The organism is Vibrio splendidus 12E03, assembly GCF_000272105.2.
Classification (GTDB): Bacteria; Pseudomonadota; Gammaproteobacteria; order Enterobacterales; family Vibrionaceae; genus Vibrio; species Vibrio splendidus_I.
Window position 1 is genome coordinate 1 of sequence record NZ_AJZD02000104.1, and the last position, 18,165, is coordinate 18,165.

The 18,165-nt window shown below is 45.2% G+C and carries 8 protein-coding genes; 7 read left to right on the forward strand and 1 reads right to left on the reverse strand.

Translation table 11 applies throughout. The annotated features are described in order from the left end of the window. A partial coding sequence (locus A142_RS08885; RefSeq protein ID WP_019823701.1) for a tandem-95 repeat protein occupies positions 1 to 8,347 on the reverse strand: 8,347 nt, incomplete at its 3' end. A gap of 190 nt (positions 8,348 to 8,537) precedes the next feature. Between A142_RS08885 and A142_RS08890 the strand changes: the two genes are divergently transcribed. The 7 genes from A142_RS08890 to A142_RS08920 all read left to right on the forward strand — a co-directional run bounded on the left by A142_RS08890 (position 8,538) and on the right by A142_RS08920 (position 18,078). Continuing rightward, positions 8,538 to 8,897, forward strand: coding sequence for a hypothetical protein (locus A142_RS08890; RefSeq protein ID WP_019823703.1), 360 nt, complete (start codon positions 8,538 to 8,540; stop codon positions 8,895 to 8,897). A 3-nt stretch (positions 8,898 to 8,900) separates the two neighbouring features. Then, a complete protein-coding gene (locus A142_RS08895) occupies positions 8,901 to 10,250 on the forward strand; it encodes an HlyD family type I secretion periplasmic adaptor subunit (RefSeq protein WP_019823705.1) in 1,350 nt (449 codons plus the stop codon). Between the two features lie 3 nt (positions 10,251 to 10,253). After that, positions 10,254 to 12,485, forward strand: a complete 2,232-nt coding sequence (locus tag A142_RS08900; RefSeq protein ID WP_019823706.1) for an ATP-binding response regulator — start codon at positions 10,254 to 10,256, stop codon at positions 12,483 to 12,485. Further along, complete coding sequence (locus A142_RS08905; RefSeq protein ID WP_019823707.1) at positions 12,460 to 13,884, forward strand: TolC family protein; 1,425 nt, start codon at positions 12,460 to 12,462, stop codon at positions 13,882 to 13,884. Before A142_RS08900 ends, A142_RS08905 begins: the two co-directional genes overlap by 26 nt. Further along, complete coding sequence (locus tag A142_RS08910) at positions 13,874 to 15,460, forward strand: ABC transporter transmembrane domain-containing protein (RefSeq protein WP_019823710.1); 1,587 nt, start codon at positions 13,874 to 13,876, stop codon at positions 15,458 to 15,460. Before A142_RS08905 ends, A142_RS08910 begins: the two co-directional genes overlap by 11 nt. Then, positions 15,457 to 17,595, forward strand: coding sequence for an ATP-binding cassette domain-containing protein (locus A142_RS08915; protein WP_019823711.1), 2,139 nt, complete (start codon positions 15,457 to 15,459; stop codon positions 17,593 to 17,595). The genes A142_RS08910 and A142_RS08915 overlap by 4 nt, the downstream gene beginning before the upstream one ends. A gap of 108 nt (positions 17,596 to 17,703) precedes the next feature. Beyond that, positions 17,704 to 18,078: a hypothetical protein gene (locus A142_RS08920; protein ID WP_019823713.1), complete on the forward strand. Its 375-nt coding sequence runs from the start codon at positions 17,704 to 17,706 to the stop codon at positions 18,076 to 18,078. Positions 18,079 to 18,165 lie beyond the last annotated feature (87 nt).

Sequence of the window (18,165 nt, forward strand, 5' to 3'; positions counted from 1 at the left end):
CACCGCTGTAAATTTGGCTGTTCACTTCACCCACATCGATTGTGAAGTTGAAGTCCGTGTAGTCAGCGTCACCACCGCCATACAAATCTTCAAAGCCGTAAACCAGCTCGCCGTCTTCATTAACCGTCGTACGAGTATGTTCGATACCATCTTGGTTTAGCTGAGAGCTTGAACCACCATGGAAGATCGCGTCACCGTTCTGCCCTTGCACTACGGTTTCGGTTCCATCTGCAGCAACAAAGACAAGTTGAGGATCAACCGTGTCCATGTTCGCTGGTGAACCATCCGCTGCACGGAACTCGTACTGGCCATCTTGCATCGCATCAAAGTCGTTGTGTTGATGTCCGTTTGGAATCAAGAACAAGTTGAAACTCTCACCTTCCTCGACTTGGAAGCTGAACTGATCTTGCCCAGGAACAAGGTCACCACCGCCATCAACTTGTGATGCGTTTTCATAAACGACTTCAACACCCGTGATGTTACCGTCTTCGTCAACTTTGTAGTAACCCGCGGTGTTTTGGTAACCTGCGGTTTCACCTTCAAACGTTACAGTGATTTCAGTATCGTTGTAACTGGTGATACCGTTATCTTGGTCATTCAGAACGCCTTCGTTATCGTATTGGATGACAGAACCTTCCGGCACACCATCAACCGTTACAGTCAGTGTTTCTGATAGATCTTGGTCGACAAGCGCCGTTGCAATGTTCAGTTCAACAATGCCACCAGGCTCAACCAAAATAGCTTGGTCATCAACGTTAACGCCGTCGCCATCGGTTATCACAAGATCCGGTGCATCCGCGACCGCTTCAATATGAACGTTTAGGTCTTGTTCTACCTCGTCAGTGCCGTCGGTAACCGTAAAGCTGAACTGCAGATCACCACTAAAGTGCTCTTCAGGAACGAAGCTAAACGTGCCATCGCCGTTATCGGTAACTGTGCCTTCATCGCCAGAGTAATTGATGCTAGTAACGCTGAGGTCATCGCCATCAATATCAATCGCACCGCTCAATAGATCTTCTTGAGTGAACAGGATGCTGCCATCCTCTTCGATGTGGTACATGCCTGGAGCAACAATTGGAATGTCATTCACCGGATTCACGGTCAATGTCATGTCATTGGCGGTACTGAGTTCACCATCACTCACTTCATACGTGAATGCGATATCACCATTGAAGTTTTCCGAAGGTGTCACTGTGTAAGTACCATCGCCATTGTCTACGATACTTGCATTCGGATCGTTGGTTTCTAGCGCGCTCGCAAACAGCTCATCACCATCTTGATCACTCGCGTTCTCCAGCAACATCGCTTGTGTAACGAGAATTGAACCATCTTCGTCGACATCCGCAACCATTGGCGTTGCTTCTGGAGCATCATTAACGAACTCAACTTTTAGGTCGATGTTTGCAGCCACCACGTCGGTGCCGTCACTCACATCAAACGTTAAGTCAACATTGCCGAAGAAGCCCTGCTCTGGCGTTAATGTGTATGTGCCATCGCCATTATCTGTTACTTCTACCGTGTCGCTTGCACTCGTCACATTCACAACTGACAGGTCATCGCCTTCAACATCTGTCGCTTGTGCTAATAATTCAGCTTCGGTAATAGTAATCGCTTGACCATCTTCCGTAGTGAAAGACATGTCTGGAACGTCTGGCGCGTCATTGACTGGATTTACGGTTAGATTGAGGTCAGCTGCAACCGTTTCGATTGCGTCAGTGACATCGTAAGTAAATTCAATCTCACCAAAGAAATCTGCACTTGGTGTGATAGTGAAACTACCGTCTGAATTTTCTACGATAACCGCATTTGGATCGTTGGTTGCTAAGTTAACAGCTTCAAGATTGTCGCCATCGACATCCGTCGCGTTCGCTAACAAATCCTCTTGTGTGATAGTGATTGAGCCATCTTCATCAACCGCCGCTTCAATCGGGGCGCTCACTTCAGGGCCTTCGTTGACAATCTCAACGTCAACTCTTGCCGTGCTTGGTGCGCTTGCTTGACCGTCACTGATATCGAAGGTGAGGTTCACTTCGCCATAGAAGTTCTCAGCAGGTTCAAAGGTAAAGGTGTTATCACCGTTATCGGTCAAAGTACCTTGCGTTTGGTCTGCAAGTAGTAAGTTTTCAACATGCAGAATGTCACCATCGACATCCGTCGCGCCAGATAGAAGGTCTTTCGCTTCAATGACAATAGAGCCATTTTCTAGCATTTGGGTATGTAGCGGTTCACCTGGGACTGGAACATCGTTAACAGGCACAACCGTTAGGTCTAGGTGCGTTGCCACTTCATCGGTACCATCGAACACCTTGTAGTCGATGTCGATTTCACCATTGAAGTTTTCATTCGGCATGAAGGTAAACGTGCCATCGCCGTTGTCGACCAAGTCACCGTGATCACCACCGTACGTGATGTCAGAAATAGACAGCGTATCGCCTTCAACATCTGTAGTGTTCGCCAATAAATCATCAGCACTAAAAGTAATACCTTGGTCTTCGTCTGTCGATAGCACCATTGGACCAGAAACGATTGGCGCATCATTCACCGACTCGAAGTTAATGTTAATGATGTTGTCGTCGGTCAGTTCACCATCGGTAACTTGATAACCCAGTTCGATTTCACCATGGAAGTTTTCATCCGGTGTTACCGTCCAAGTACCATCACCATTATCAGTCAGTGTTGCATGCTCTGAGTTTTCACCCACCAGCTCTAGATTTTGAATATCAAGATCGTCGCCATCAATATCTGACGCTTGAGCCAGTAATTGTTCTTCTGTAATCACAACCGAAGCAAACTGAGCAGAACCATCGGTATCGATAGTGATATTTGGAAGATCAGCCGTTAGCTCGATTTCGTTGTCACCCGCATGGATGTTCAACTCAACCGTTTCAGTGATTTCAGAACCGTCTACACCAATCGAAGTAAACACGGCTTCATCATGACAGGTTTGTGACACTGTCATGTTTTGAACGACGTAAGTACCATTTCCTTGTACCGTACCGAGTTCAAAGTAAGACACAGGTTCAGAGACGGTAAGCGTGTAATCAGTCTCGTAACCACCACGATCTTCTTTGTGGTAAGTCATCGAGTCAATTAGGTCGCCACCCTCATTGAATGCTTTGATTTCTACTTCTGTAAAGTGGCGAGATTCTTCCATGAACCAGCCACCCAAACCATCTAGGTGGAAACTGATTTCATTGATGTCTTGACCTTCAACCGAAACAGTCAGTTTCTCATCACCACTTAGGCCTTGACGGTCAGTATCACCGATACCATGACCAATGTGCGTATTACCATTCCACGCACCCAGCGGATCATCGTTACTTTGAACCGTCACCGTTAAGTCACCATCCGAGAACTCACGAGTGTATGGGTCAACTTCTGTGCCCCAATCATCAACGCTCGCGTTATCATCGAAGGTACCAATTTGCGTGGTATGTGTACCTTCAGCTAAAGCATCCTCACTTGGTACAAAGCGCACTTCTGTGTCGGCTGGTACTTCTTGTCCAACTTCGAGTACTACCCACTCATTATCAAGGTTTGCTTCAATGATGCCGTTTTCTGGTGCTTGGTCCAGACGTAGTGCTGGCTCTTCACGAAGCGTCACACCTACTGTTTGGTCTTCTTGCGCTTGAATGAATATCTCTTCGCCTGCTTCTGGCGCATCATTAACTGGGTTAACGGTTAGGTCGAGTGTGGTCAGAACTTCATTGTCACCATCACTGATGCTGTATGTGAAGTCCAACTCGCCATTGAAGTTCTCGGTGTGCGTAATGGTGAATGAACCATCGTCATTAGTAACAATTGTCGCATCTGGATCGTTGGTTTGTAGGTTAGATGCCGTTAACTCATCACCTTCAATGTCGGTTGCGTTTGCAAGCAACTGCTCTTGAGTAATAGTGATGGAGTTATCTTCGTCTACCTCTGCCTGAATGCCAGACGTTTCAGGCCCGTCATTCACAGCGATAACATCGATGCCAGCGGTTGTGGTTGCGGTTGCACCGTCTTCGTCAACGACAACAACGTCTAGTGAAATATCACCATCGAAGTTTTCATTTGGCGTAAAGGTGTAAGTACCATTGCCATTATCAACAAAAGAGCCGTCATCACCGGAGTACGATACTCCAGACAATGATACATCGCCTTCTACATCGGAAGAGTTTGCCAATAGTTGCTCATCACTGATCGTGATTTGGCCATCTTCTTGAACTGTGTACGATGTTGATCCCGCTACCGGTGGATCATTCTCAGGCGTTACGCTGACATCAATAACAGCTGATGTTGAATCAGTACCGTCAGAGACATCGAATGAGAATTGAACATCACCATTGAAGTTCTCGTTTGGAGCAAAGCTATATGTGCCGTCGCCATTATCGCTAAGAACACCATCTGCACCTGTGTAGAGCACGTTTTCAATCGACAGTTCATCACCATCAATATCCGACGCGCCGGCAAGCAGGTCAGCATCGGTGAAGAGTAACGTACCGTCTTCTTCAATCGTGAACTGTTGATCTTGCGCTTGTGGCAAGTCATTAACCGGATTCACGGTAATGTCTAGGCCAACTTGAACTGAACCACCATCGTTATCGATGATATCGAAGTTCAGGTCTAGGTCACCGTTGTAGTCGGCGTTAGGCGTAATGGTGTAGCTGCCATCATCATTGTGTTGGATGGTCGCATTTTCATCAGTAGATAGATTGATAGCTTCTAAGTTGTCGCTATCGATATCACCTGCTCGTGCTAGCAATTGCTCTTGGCTTAGCGTGATGGAGCTATCTTCATTGATGGTGTAAGCCAAATCGCCCGATACTGGCGCATCATTGATTGGCAATACATCAACGTTAATGTGTGTTTCAACCGTTGCGCCATCTTCATCTTGAATGGTCACACCCAGTTGAACCTGACCATTGAAGTTTTCGTTGGGCGCAAAGCTGCATGTACCATCACCATTTACAGTGAAGATACCGTCAGAGCCATCGTAGTTAATGCCAACAAGTTCTACATCGCCTTCGATATCCGAAGCATTCACAAGAATCTGAGATTCACTGAACGTCAGAACCGAATCTTCGTCAATGGTGTATGACGTTGGACCCGCAACCGGTGGATCGTTCACTTCAAGAACGGTAATACCTGCTGTGGTTTCATCAATTGCACCCTCTTCATCTGCAACAATCACATCAAGGCTAATATCACCGCTGAAGTTTTCGTTAGGAAGGAAGGTATAGCTGCCATCGCCGTTATCTTGGAACACACCATCAGTGCCACTGTAAGTCACAGTATCAACCGACACGGCACCTTCAATATCCGAAGAGTTAGCTAACAACTGTTCATCAGAAATTGTGATGGCATTGTCTTCATTGACCATGTATGAGGTTGAACCCGCAACTGGCGGATCGTTTTCAGGAGTCACACTCACATCAATGTTAGCGCTGACGGTTTCTGTGCCATCAGACACATCGAAACTGAAGTTCACATCGCCATTGAAGTTTTCATTTGGCGCAAAGGTATAAGTACCATCACCGTGGTCGGTCAGTACGCCATCACCACCTGTGTAGCTAATACCTTCAACGGTTAAGTCGTCGCCATCAATATCGGTGGCACCGGTGAGTAGGTCGGCGTCTGTAAATTGAAGCGTACCGTCTTCTGCGATACTGAATTGTTGGTCTTGAGGAACCGGCAAGTCATTAACTGGGTTAACAGTAAGATCGGCGGTTACTTGAACCGTGTCAGTACCGTCAGTGATGTTGAATTGAATATCAATGTCACCATTGAAGTTCGCATCAGGTGTGATGGTGAAACTGCCGTCATCGTTAGCTACAACCGTCGTATCACCACCAACTGTTAGGTCGCTTGCGGTTAGATCTTCGCCTTCTACATCGGACGCTTGAGACAGCAGCTGATCTTGGCTCAGTGTGATTGAACCATCTTCATTAACGTTGTAAGCCAAATCACCAGACACTGGCGCATCATTGATTGGTAATACGTCAACATTGATGACGGTTTCCACTTCTGCACCGTCTTCATCACGAATGGTGACATCAAGCTGTACTTGGCCATTAAAGTTCTCATTCGGAGCGAAGCTACAAGTGCCATCACCATTTACTGAGAAGATACCTTCAGGGCCATCGTAGCTAATACCAACAAGCTCAACATCCCCTTCTACATCTGAGGCATTAAGCAACACTTGAGACTCACTGAAGGTCAGGACTGAGTCTTCATCAATGGTGTAAGACGTTGGGCCTGCAACCGGCGGATCGTTCACTTCAAGAACATTGATACCCGCAGTCGTCGCATCGGTCGCACCATCTTCATCAGCAACAACCACATCCAGTGCAATTTCACCGCTGAAGTTCTCATTTGGCGAGAAGGTATAAGTGCCGTTACCATTGATTTCGAGGACACCGTCACTACCAGAGTAAGTCACGCTGTCTATGGATACATCACCTTCAATATCTGAAGATGTTGCCAATAGTTGTGCATCAGAAATGGTAATCGAGTTATCTTCATTTACGGTGTAAGAAGTAGAACCCGCAACTGGAGGATCATTTTCCGGAGTCACGCTAACGTCAATGTTTGCAGACACGGTATCTGTACCGTCTGACACATCGAAGCTAAAGCTCACATCACCATTGAAGTTTTCATTTGGCGCAAAGCTGTATGATCCCTCACCCAAGTCAGTCAGTACGCCATCAGTGCCTTCATAAGTGATGCCCTCAACCGTCAGGTTATCACCTTCAACGTCTGTCGCGCCTGTAAGCAGATCCGCGTCTGTGAACAGTAAAGTACCGTCTTCTGCAATACTGAACTGTTGATCTTGAGGGACAGGCAGGTCATTAACTGGGTTAACGGTTAGATCCGCAGAAGCCTGAACGGTGTTAGTACCATCTGAGATATCAAAACTGATATCGATGTCACCGTTGAAGTTCTCATCTGGCGTAATCGTGAAACTGCCGTCATCGTTAGCTACTACCGTCGCATCACCATCGACGGTTAGGCTGCTTGCAGTTAGGTCATCGCCTTCAACATCAGATGCTTGAGAAAGCAACTGCTCTTGGCTTAAACGAATCGAACCGTCTTCGTCAATAGAGTACGCTAGGTCGCCAGACACTGGCGCATCATCAACAGCAGTAACGCTTACGTCCATGTTGGCAGAGACCGTATCGGTGCCATCTGACACATCGAAGCCGAAGTTTACATCGCCATTGAAGTTCTCATTTGGTGCGAAGGTGTACGTACCATTGCCGTTGTCAGTAAGAATACCGTCACCGCCATCGTAGGTCACACCTTCAACCGTAAGGTTGTCACCTTCAATGTCGGTAGCGCCTGTTAGCAGGTCTGCATCGGTGAAGATAAGTGTGCCATCTTCCTCAATTTCAAACGTTTTATCTTCAGGAACAGGCGCGTCATTAATCGGACGTACCGTTAAATCAATTGCGCTACTAATCGTTTCTTGGCCGTCACTGATGTCGAAAGTAAGGTCAAGTTCACCATTAAAATCAGCTGAAGGAACAACGGTGAAAGTACCATCACCATTGTCTTGAACTGTTGCATCAGCACCAACTTGAACGTTAGAAGCAACAAGCTCGTCCCCATCTACATCACTTGCGTATTCGAGTAATTGTTCTTGAGTGAATGTTATGGAGCCATCTTCATCCATGATGTAAGCCAGATCTTGTTCTGCTTCTGGCGCATCATTTTCACTTTCGACTTTGATTTTGAACGTTTCGCTTACCGTTTCAGAATCAAAGTCATCTTCTACTTCGCTGATGGTCTCTTCGTCAGAAGCTTGAACATCAACTGCAAATGTCTCTTCTACTGTTTGTGAATCTAGCTCATCACCAACTTGTTGGTCACCCGACTCTGAAGATGTTGCACTCGGCGCTGCTGAAGTACGCGCAGCTTGGCCTTGTTCTTCATTACCTTCAGCGTCTGCTCCACCTGTCGCAGACTCTGCGTTATCGCCACCTACTGCTTGAGCGCCAGCACCCGCTCCGCCACCACTGCCAGCAGCATTGTCCGAGCCAGCTTCAGAAGCGGCCCCACCAACTACATTGGATTGTGCAGCGTCTGAATCTCCATCACTTTCTGGCGTCTCTTCTTGCACAGCCGCACCAGAAGCAGAGGCATCTTCAGCATTACCTGCACCACTCGGATTTTCGTCTAAAGCCTGGTTAACTTCGTCTGCCGCATCCGTATTTTCAGCACCCGTCGCTATTGTCGACGCAATCGTATTTTGTTGATTTTGTTGATTCTGTTGTTGGGAGGGCGTACCCGCGTCGTTCGTGTCCGTTTGTTCTACCGCGTCATTTAGATCTTCATTTTGGTTGTTTTGGTTATTTTCGCCTGCCATTACAGCCTCCGTTGCTACTAGCTAACTGATCGTATTTGTAGAGGCATTAAAGGACATCATTTTGAAAAACCAATTTTTTATACAACATTTTTCATAATTTATTTTTAAAGAGAAAGAATCAAAAAAAATTTGAAAACTGCCTTTAAAGATCCTTAGTTATTGTGATTAAAGCAATTAAGGCAGTGGAGAGATGATAGACATGACGAATTTGTTGCGCTCGGTCGACAACAACCACAAAGGGCTGCAATTGCTATTAGGCGACTTTTACAATGACTTTTCTGACGCAGCCCTAAATATAGAAGCGCTTCATAAAGGTAATCGTTTTGATGAACTCAACAGTTACTCAAAAAAATTGAAGACCATCTTAACGTTGCTTTGCGACCAAGACCTTCCGCCAAAAATGGCCAAATTGGAACACTTGAGTAGACACGAGTTTCCTGCGCCGGAAGATCTAATAGAGGATGTAAAAACTGAATTGCACAACGTCAATCGACAAATCAATCACCTGCTGGATATTAAGGACGTGGTTGATGAGAAGTCACCGAGGTAGGTCATGAGCAATAACCAAATAGAGCATCACCTCAGAAAAGCACTCGTATCGAATAACGAGGCGTCTAAGGTCACAGCGGATGACACTATTGTGCTTGCGAGTGCTATGACTAGCGTTCATAAAACCTTGCTCATCATATTCCTACTTGCTTTGGTTGCAATTGCCGTGGCGTCACAAGCACGCATCGACATTGTCGTTTCTGTGCGCGGTGAATTGTTATTGGAGTCTGACGTAGAGAAAGTTCAACACTTAGAAGGTGGGATTTTAGAAGAGTTATTGGTGAGAAAAGGTGAAGTTGTATACGAAGGCCAACCTATCGCGCGAATCCGCTCACTCGACCGTAATACTCAGCTCGACACCGTGAACACGGAGATCGTTCAGCTTGAGCTCGACAAGATTCGTTATGAAAGTTTGCGTGACATGGTGGAACCTAATTTCGCCAACTTCATTGAACAGTATCCAGAACAAGTCCAGACCAACATGAACACATGGCGACAAGAGTTCTCAAAGAACCGTTCAAATGAAGAGCTCATCACGCACGATATTAAGCACAAGAACTCGCTAATCAGTTCTATGTTGAAACGCCGCAAGAGTTCAGAGAATCAACTCTCTCTGATACGTAAGCAGCTCAACATCAAAAACACCCTCTATAAAGAAGAGATGGCGTCTTATGTCGACGTTCTTAACATGAAAGTACAAGAGTCGAATATGGTGCGTGAGATTGAGAACCTTGATGAGTCGGTCATGAACGAACGTTTCCAACTCGACAAACTGGAAAAGCAACACCGTGACTTGGTTGAGAATCGAAACTCTGAGTACCAAGCACAAATCATTCAAGCGAACAAAGACCTCAAGCTGAAGCGAATCTTACAACCACAGCATTCCGACAAGGTTGATCGCCTAATCGTCTACTCTCCGGTGGATGGTGTGGTCGACAAACTGCATTTCAATTTCCGTTCTGCTGTGATTCCGCCAGGAGAAAGTATCGCTGATATTGTACCAATCAATAACTCCTTACACGGCGAAGCGAAGATCCCACGTAAAGACATGGGTTTTGTTGAGATTGGCCAAGCAGTCAAAGTAAAAATGGATACTTATAACTTCGCAAAATACGGATTTGTTGAGGGAACCATCGCCTCAATCAGCCGTTCATCATACGAAGAAGAAGACGCTGAATTCTATTTAGCAGAGATTGAAATTAACCGAAACTTTCTTGAGCGAGGAGGCACTCAATACAAGTTATCACCTTACATGGAATTTACCGCCGACGTGAAAACAGGCTCGCGTCGCGTGATCGAATACGCTGCCAAACCTGTGATGTCAGCCATCGAGGATGCTTTCGATGAGAGATAATCAATGAGCGGTAAACCTTCGTACAATATTTCCGTGCCCGCTCTACGTCTAAGCATACTATTTAGCGTGGTATTGGCTGCGCTCGCTTTCTATTTATACTTTTCTTGGTCAAAAGTAGACTCAGTCGCACAAGTGCAAAGCGCCCCACTACTCATACAAGCTCAGAAGCTTAATCAGACCATCGAACAAGATATTCAAACTCTGCAGCAGTGCTTAAGTACCGACACTTGTGGTACTAACGAATTCAATCTAGTTAACTTGAAGCGTGAAATAGATGAATTTCGATCTTTAGCCTCTTTGAACAAAACTGAGTTCAGCTTGGTTGGCGCTACTGAATACACTCAACTTGAATTAGCGATTAACCGTTTCTCCGATAGTCCTAAAACACGTAACGACGTATTGGGCTTGTACCTTTCATTGACCAATAACTACCTGAAGATGGATGACAACTATCGCACCATGTTTAACAACCATGCGAATGACTTAATGTCTGAGAAAAACGAGTTCTTTATCTGGTTGTTTATGGTGGCCGTGATATTGGCTGTGATTACGATTCTATCCAACTCAGTTGCTATGTTGAAACTGAAGAAATCCAGCTCGAACGAACGCGAAATCGACTATGAATTCGATGCCCTGTATCAAGAGCTGAAGCAGCTAGATTTACAACGTCTTGAAGAGCTTCTTAATGAAGTTAGCATCAACCCCAAGCAGCGTCAGATTTACTCTCATCTCAAACTTATTTTCAGTAAATTAGAAGACCAAAAGCGCAATAACGATCTCTACAAACAGTTGTATGCGCTGATCGGTTATGAGATTCGCGGAATTACAAACACCATCAACGGTGGCGTCCAATATCTGGTTCAAGAAACCGATGAAAACGGCGTGTTGATGGCGAACGATATTACCTCTGCGTGTAGCACACTATCTGAGTTAGCAGAAAACTATAATCGCTTGATATCACAGGGTACGGAAAGCAAGTCGAAAGAGTTCTCTTTACTGAGCGTGTTATCTGAATTAATGATTCATATCAGTGCCAAAGTACAACGTAATGAAAGCCAACTTGACTGTTTTATCTCTGACAACTTACCGAATCGTGTTGCAGGCCAATCCACCAGCTTATTCTGGATACTGTTCCTTCAACTTTCTAACGCTATTCAACTCAAATCAAATAAGAAACTGTTTGTAACGATTGAATCGGGTGCGGCTTCAGACATGGAAAATACCCGTGTCACCATCAACCTCAACTTCTTATCAACACTGGATGTTTCTGTTGCCAAGCTCAACAAACTCCATTGGAGCGCACACAAAGACCATACAGCCAGCACAGATGACTTAGCGAAAAGCGTTCTGAAGGATTACGGATATTACGAGAGCCACTGGTTCCAGTCAGGGGCTCAGGAACGTTTTCAGATCGAGCTTGATCTTAAGGCTAAGAACTTCCACACAGAGAAAACTCGCTTTGATGGCAAGCGTTTACTCTTGTGTGCTAATACTCAAGTTCGTATAGATGTGATGAAGAAAATGCTCAGTAACTTGGGGCTAGAGATCACCGAAATTCGTACTGCAAATGAGCTTTTCTCAGCGGCTAAAACGTTCGGTGAATACGATGCGATTATGCTGACCGATACCTTTGAACCCAACAAACTGCCCTCACTGAGTAAAACAGTGAAATCCCAACTTAAGAACCACCCAAATACCAAGTTACTGTTGTCAGTGACCAACACTCAGCAAGCACAAGAGTGTCATAGCTTTGTCGACAAAATCATCAACGCTCCAGCTATTCCTTACGAATTCATTCCAAACCTACTCACCATTATGGAAGCGGAAGCATCGGAAGAACAGATGGAAAACAGCTCATTCCTTATCGTAGAGGATGACCGAGTTCAGCAGATTTTACTTAAACGGATTCTTACCAAACAAGAATATGAACCTGACATGGTTGGCGATGGCGCTGACGCAGTGAAACACTTCATGAATAAACGCTCAGACATCATTTTCATGGACTGCATCATGCCGGGTATGGGCGGCATCGAAGCAACAAAACGTATTCGCCAATTCGAACAACAAAACGAGAAAAACCCTTGTACCATAATAGGTGCAACCGCATTGACCAGCAGTAACGAACACCAGGCTTGTATTGAGGCCGGAATGGATTACGTGATCAGCAAACCTTATAAAAGCGACCAAATCATCAAGGTGATCAACAAGTATGTGGCGGTACAAAAACTTAACTAGCAGCATCATGGCTGCGCTTGTATTAAGCACGACACCTTCAGCATTGGCGACTACCCTGCTTGAAGCGGTAGAGCTCGGCCTGCAAAACAGCCTGTCTCTTCGCGCTAGTGATAAGGGTGTTGAAGAAAACGAGTACAACATTGGTATTAGTCGCTCTAAATTTCTGCCTTCACTCAATGGTGCTGCCGATACCACATGGAACGAGAATGAAACCTTGCTATCGAGCGTGCCGGATGAAACCTCTAGCTACAACTCAAACAGCTACAGCCTTTCGTTATCCCAATCCATATTCAACCTTGGTGACATTTTCAAATATGGGACAGCAAAGCTCGACTTCAATATCGAAGAGATTAAACACGAGAACAAAATCCAAAGCACAATTTCGGAAATCGGGTCTCAATACTTTGAGTATTTAAAAAACAACGCCCAAATCAAAGCGACCAAGGTTGAGCTTAAATCGTCCGAAACGCGTGAACATCAAATGCGACGCAATGTAGAGCTTGGTAACACCGCAGCCAGTGAGCTGTACGAAGTTATCGCTCAGAAAGAAGGTGTCTCGAACCGATTAAGAACCTTGCAGAAAGATCGTCGTGTCATTCTCAACGGGCTCTCTATTCAAATTCAATACCCTATTACTCCGTCGCAAGACATATACGAAAGCGTGCCTTTAAAAGAGATCAACGAAACCGAACAACGCAAGATCATGGATCAGGCGTTAAAGCTCAATAACGACTTGTTGGTAGCACGGAAAAACGTAGATAGAAGCCGCAGAAGCTTAAAAGAGAGCGGTTCGAATTTCTTACCGACCGTGTCGCTTTCAGCCAGCTATCGACACGATGACGCCAATAACTACGATAAAACCGACATTACAGCCACAGGCGAAAGTAACTCAACCAGTGTTGGCTTGAACCTCGCCGTGCCTATCTTGTCTGGTGGCTCTGATTACTACGGCTATCAGAAATCATCAACGGCCATCGAGCGTACTGAACTGCTTTACCAAGACTCGCTTTACACCACACGTAACAGTGTGAGTACCTCCGTGCTCAACATTAACGATTTCTCGCAATCTATAAGCAGTTACGAAAACATCATTCGCGCCAACTATGCATCTTATAAAGGGATCCAAAGAGCCTACCAATTAGGCACGCGTACCATCACCGACTTGCTGGCGGCGGAAAGTAAACTGTTCAGCGCTTTGAGAGACTATGAAAGCGCACGATACGACTACATCATCGAGACTATCAAGCTTGAGCAAATTAAAGGCATACTCTCAATTCAATCGATAGAGAGCATCATGCAATTGATGAGCGATATTGAGGGACGAGACAATCAAGATTTGGTGCCGAAACACCTTCTCTCAACGGAGTCGTTGAAAACAGGAGGCCGTAATGCAAACTGAGCAGTTTTCACAAAAGATCAATATGGCAGATAAGTGCTATCTGACTTTCTCTACGATAATTTCCACCCTGTTTGGCTTGGTACTGCCCTTCTCTATTCTGATCATTTTTGACCGAGTGTTACCCAACCAAGCGCAAGATACTCTGTTCTTATTGTTCGCGATTATCTTGATTTCCATCTTCCTCGACTATCACCTGAAAAATCAGGAAGAGAAGATATCTTCCGTCATCATGAGGCAGTTTGAAACCAACCTAACCAATAAGGTATTTCAATCCATTTGTTTGGCGGAAATCTCTAAGTTCCGACGTTTGGAGACAGGCGAATACCTAGAACGAATCTCAACCATTCCTGAATTGAAAACCTTCTTTGGTGGCGAATCGGTCCGAGCGCTGATCAACCTAGCCGTCAGCGTGATTACCATCCTTATTATTGGTCTCATCAACATATGGGCTGGTATTACCCTTCTGATTGCCTCTGTCATCTTGGCTATTTTCGCGTGGAGCCTTTCCAAACAAAAGATTGGTAGTTTGCAGAATAAGTCAGACATCGAAGGGTTAACCACCTCCAAAATCATCGAGATCATCTCTAGTCCGCTTGATATCAAAGCTCGAAATATGGAATACCGCGTTGAAAGCCTGATGACACAAATGGTCAAAGAACGCGAAGTTGAGAACATCAAATATGAGCAGATTGAATCGAACTTCAGCCTAATATTGGCGCTCATCCAACAGCTCTCCATTGCTTGTGTTGTGGTAGTACTAGCAACAGCCGTTATCAATATGGAATCGAGTCAAGGCATCATGGCCGCCATCATCATGCTAACCAACCGTTATTTTGCGCCTTACCAGCAAGTAATGCGCACCGCGAGCCGCTGGGAATTGAACAAACTCCATATCCAACGTATCGCTGATCTCCTTGAATTGGCATCCTCTGTCGAGCACCAACATGAAAAAACAGAAGTAGAACGTATTTCGGTTAAGTATTCTGAAAAGCAGCGCATCGAGTTCGAACTCGGACAAGCCTATTTGCTGACAGGGAAAAGTGGTTCTGGTAAGACCCACCTCGCTAACTGTATTACGCGTCAGAACAGTGATAGCAAACTAGATATCATGATTAACGACACGCCTTTGGATGACGTCAATTACAACGTTTGGCGTAACAGTGTTCTGATGGTTGATAAGACCAGTTCGTTCGTAGAAGGGACGATTATCGATAACCTCACCTGTTTCCGCCCAAGCTTGAATAACACGGCGTTTGCACTGTGTGAAACCATGAACATCAAAGCTCAAATTGATGGGCTTCCTGCCGGTTTTTATACAGAACTCAAAGGCCATATGCGTAACCCATTCTCACGCCAAGTTGGCTACGCCCTATTATTAGTTCGCGCCCTGCTCGCCAGCAAGCGCGTATTGATATTTGATGACATCGACTGTGTGTTTGATGAGGAATTTGCACGAATGGTTCTCACCAGTACGGCTTATCGTGCCAACGACAAAATCTTGATCATCGCCAGTAATAAAATGGACAAGCTTAACCATCGCCTCAAACGCGTAAAACTTACCGGAGGTGACCAATGAGTATCTTAGTCGACTTCAATAATGTGCCGCAACGTGTGTTGGATTTTGAATCTAGTGGATACGACGAACGTTACAGTCAATCCCCACTTATTCGTGGTTTGGCCTACACCCTGATAGCACTCGAATGGGAAGGCACACCCGCTATACTCAGCGATGCTTTTATTCCGAAACCCAAAGACGGCGACAGCTTTACAGCAACCATAGAGCGCCTTGGGTATCGCTGTGATGTGACCAAATTAAAGACACTCGAGAATATAGATAAACACCCTCACCCATGCTTTATTGAAATAGAGAATCTAAGTGCGATCTTCTTAGGTGCTAAGGATGGAAAGTTACTCCTGTTTGATTACACGAACAACAACACCATTGAATACCCAATGTGTAAAAAGCCCTGTTTGCTGATTTCGATTAGCGAATACTCTCGTCTATTCCGCGAACCACCGCCGGAATCGCAAGACAGAAGCAATTGGATAAAACACGCTTTCTATCGTTACAACAATGAACTTAAAAGCCTGATCATTCTCAGCTTCGTCATCAGTATTCTCGGTGCATTGCAGCCATTCTTTATTATGAGTGTATATAACTTCGCACTGACTTCGAGCTCCGAAGCCACACTCTATTGGCTAACCTTATTCGCCATTATTGTTGGCTTCTCGGAGTATTTCTTTAAAAAGATGCGAGTAAATATCATTGCCACGTCCGGTAAAGATCTCGCCGTGCACATCTCGCAAGCCGTTATATCTAAGCTGCTGTGGCTACCTTATGCGATGACATCTACAGCTGGAGTATCTTCCCAGTTAGCGCGTTTGAAAGATATCGACACCTTCCGACGCTTGGTGACCGCAGAATCAACGCTTAGCTATTTTGATATGCCGTTTGTGATTGTATTTATCATCGCCATAGCTCTGATGTCAGGCACAGCAGCATTGGTGGTGATGGGTGGTTTAATCCTGATGTTAGTGTTCTGTATTTACTCTCGCTATATCTACTCGCAAGCCACGTCCAAAAGCTCGCGCGCTAATGCGATGGTCTCGTATCAATGGAACGAAATCCTTCGCGGTATCAAGACCATTCAAGGCCTACCTTTACTTCGTGTCGTTCAATCTCGATTCAGCGCTTCACATATGCAAAGCACCAGCGATGCAGAGAACGTTGCCGTAACTAACAGTAAGATTCAGGCCGCTGGCGGCAGTTTGATTCAAGTGATTGGCACAGCAAGTATCGTGACTGCAGTAATCGGCGTGATGGAAGGCACTTCTGATGCGGGTGCCATGCTCGCAACCGTTATTCTGGTTTGGAAAGCGCTAGGCCCAATCATGGGTATCTATAACTCAATTTCTAAGTTCCAGTCGATTAAGGCTTCGTCCGCGCAAATCAATAATTTAATGTCGATGAATGACGACAAATTAACCTTAGAGAAAAGCCCGCCTATTCGCCTGTTCCAAGGCAGCATTGTGGGCAGCGGAGTCAGTCACCGATACGCAGGAGCCGCGACGGGTTTAACTAACTTGGGGTTCAAAATCCCACCCAGTGCAAAAGTGGTCATTTGTGGCCCAACAGGCTGCGGAAAAACCACCTTAATTTCAATCATTGCTGGGTTAGAAGACCGCTATCAAGGCGCAGTTTCTGTCGATGGTTACAACATTAAACAGTTCAATAGCTACCGTTATCGTACCTCGATTAACTACATCCCTTTTAATTTGCATATTTTTGAAGGCTCACTCGAGACCAACTTCATTCTACATAACGGGCTGATTCCAACAGACAAGATGCAAGAGATGGTGAGCTTCTTCGAGTTAGATGAATGGCTTCCGGAAGGCTTGGCTACTCAGTTAAGTGTCGACAAATGCAAAAGTCTTCCGAATGGAATTCAACAAAAGTTGCGGCTGGCGCTTGGCCTAGGTAACTGTGAGCAATCTCTGATTATCATTGATGAACCGTTCAACGGTGCAGAGCAAGAAAACGCTCAATACTTTAATCGCCTGTTCTCCGATAAATTGTTGAATAAGACCGTGATTTTTTCGACTAACGACCCTGGTTTGATCGCAACATCAAACATGAGTTTAGTGTTAGAGCCGGATGGGAATTTGAAATATTTTGGCTTAACAGACAAATACTTAAACAGCTTAAGCTAAAACCTCAACGCTTAATCACAATTCGCTATTTAGGGAAATGGATATAATTGACAAATTCATAAGCGAGAGGGATGATTCGCCCCAATACCACAGGTAACAAGGAAGAATATGTACACATTCGTTGCAGACAAGCTTGATGTAGCTTACTTATCCGCAATCCCTGAAAACCACCAACTTCAGGAGTGCGATGTACCTAAAGAAGAGATGGAGCTTCGAGAGATCGTTGAGGTTTGGTATGAGTCTGCCTTCCTACCCGCTTGCAATCTTCAGAAAATAGACATTGAGAACAAAGCAGAGCTCACCGTCGTGCAAATGCACGTATTCAGCAATGATACGAGCACACTCGCCTTCCTACTCAAAAACAGAGTGTATCGCGCCGCACTTAATAGAATGCTCGGTATTTGGACATTAGAACCCTCTGCAAAAACCGTATTAGAGCAACTTCTTTTCGAATTAAGCCTCGATAGCAATCGTCCTCATTAATAAGCTTTTTAAGTAATTCATCAATAATCATAAAATTAAACAAACTGCCAAACGCTATAAATTACTAATAAAAGAACGCATTTCAAA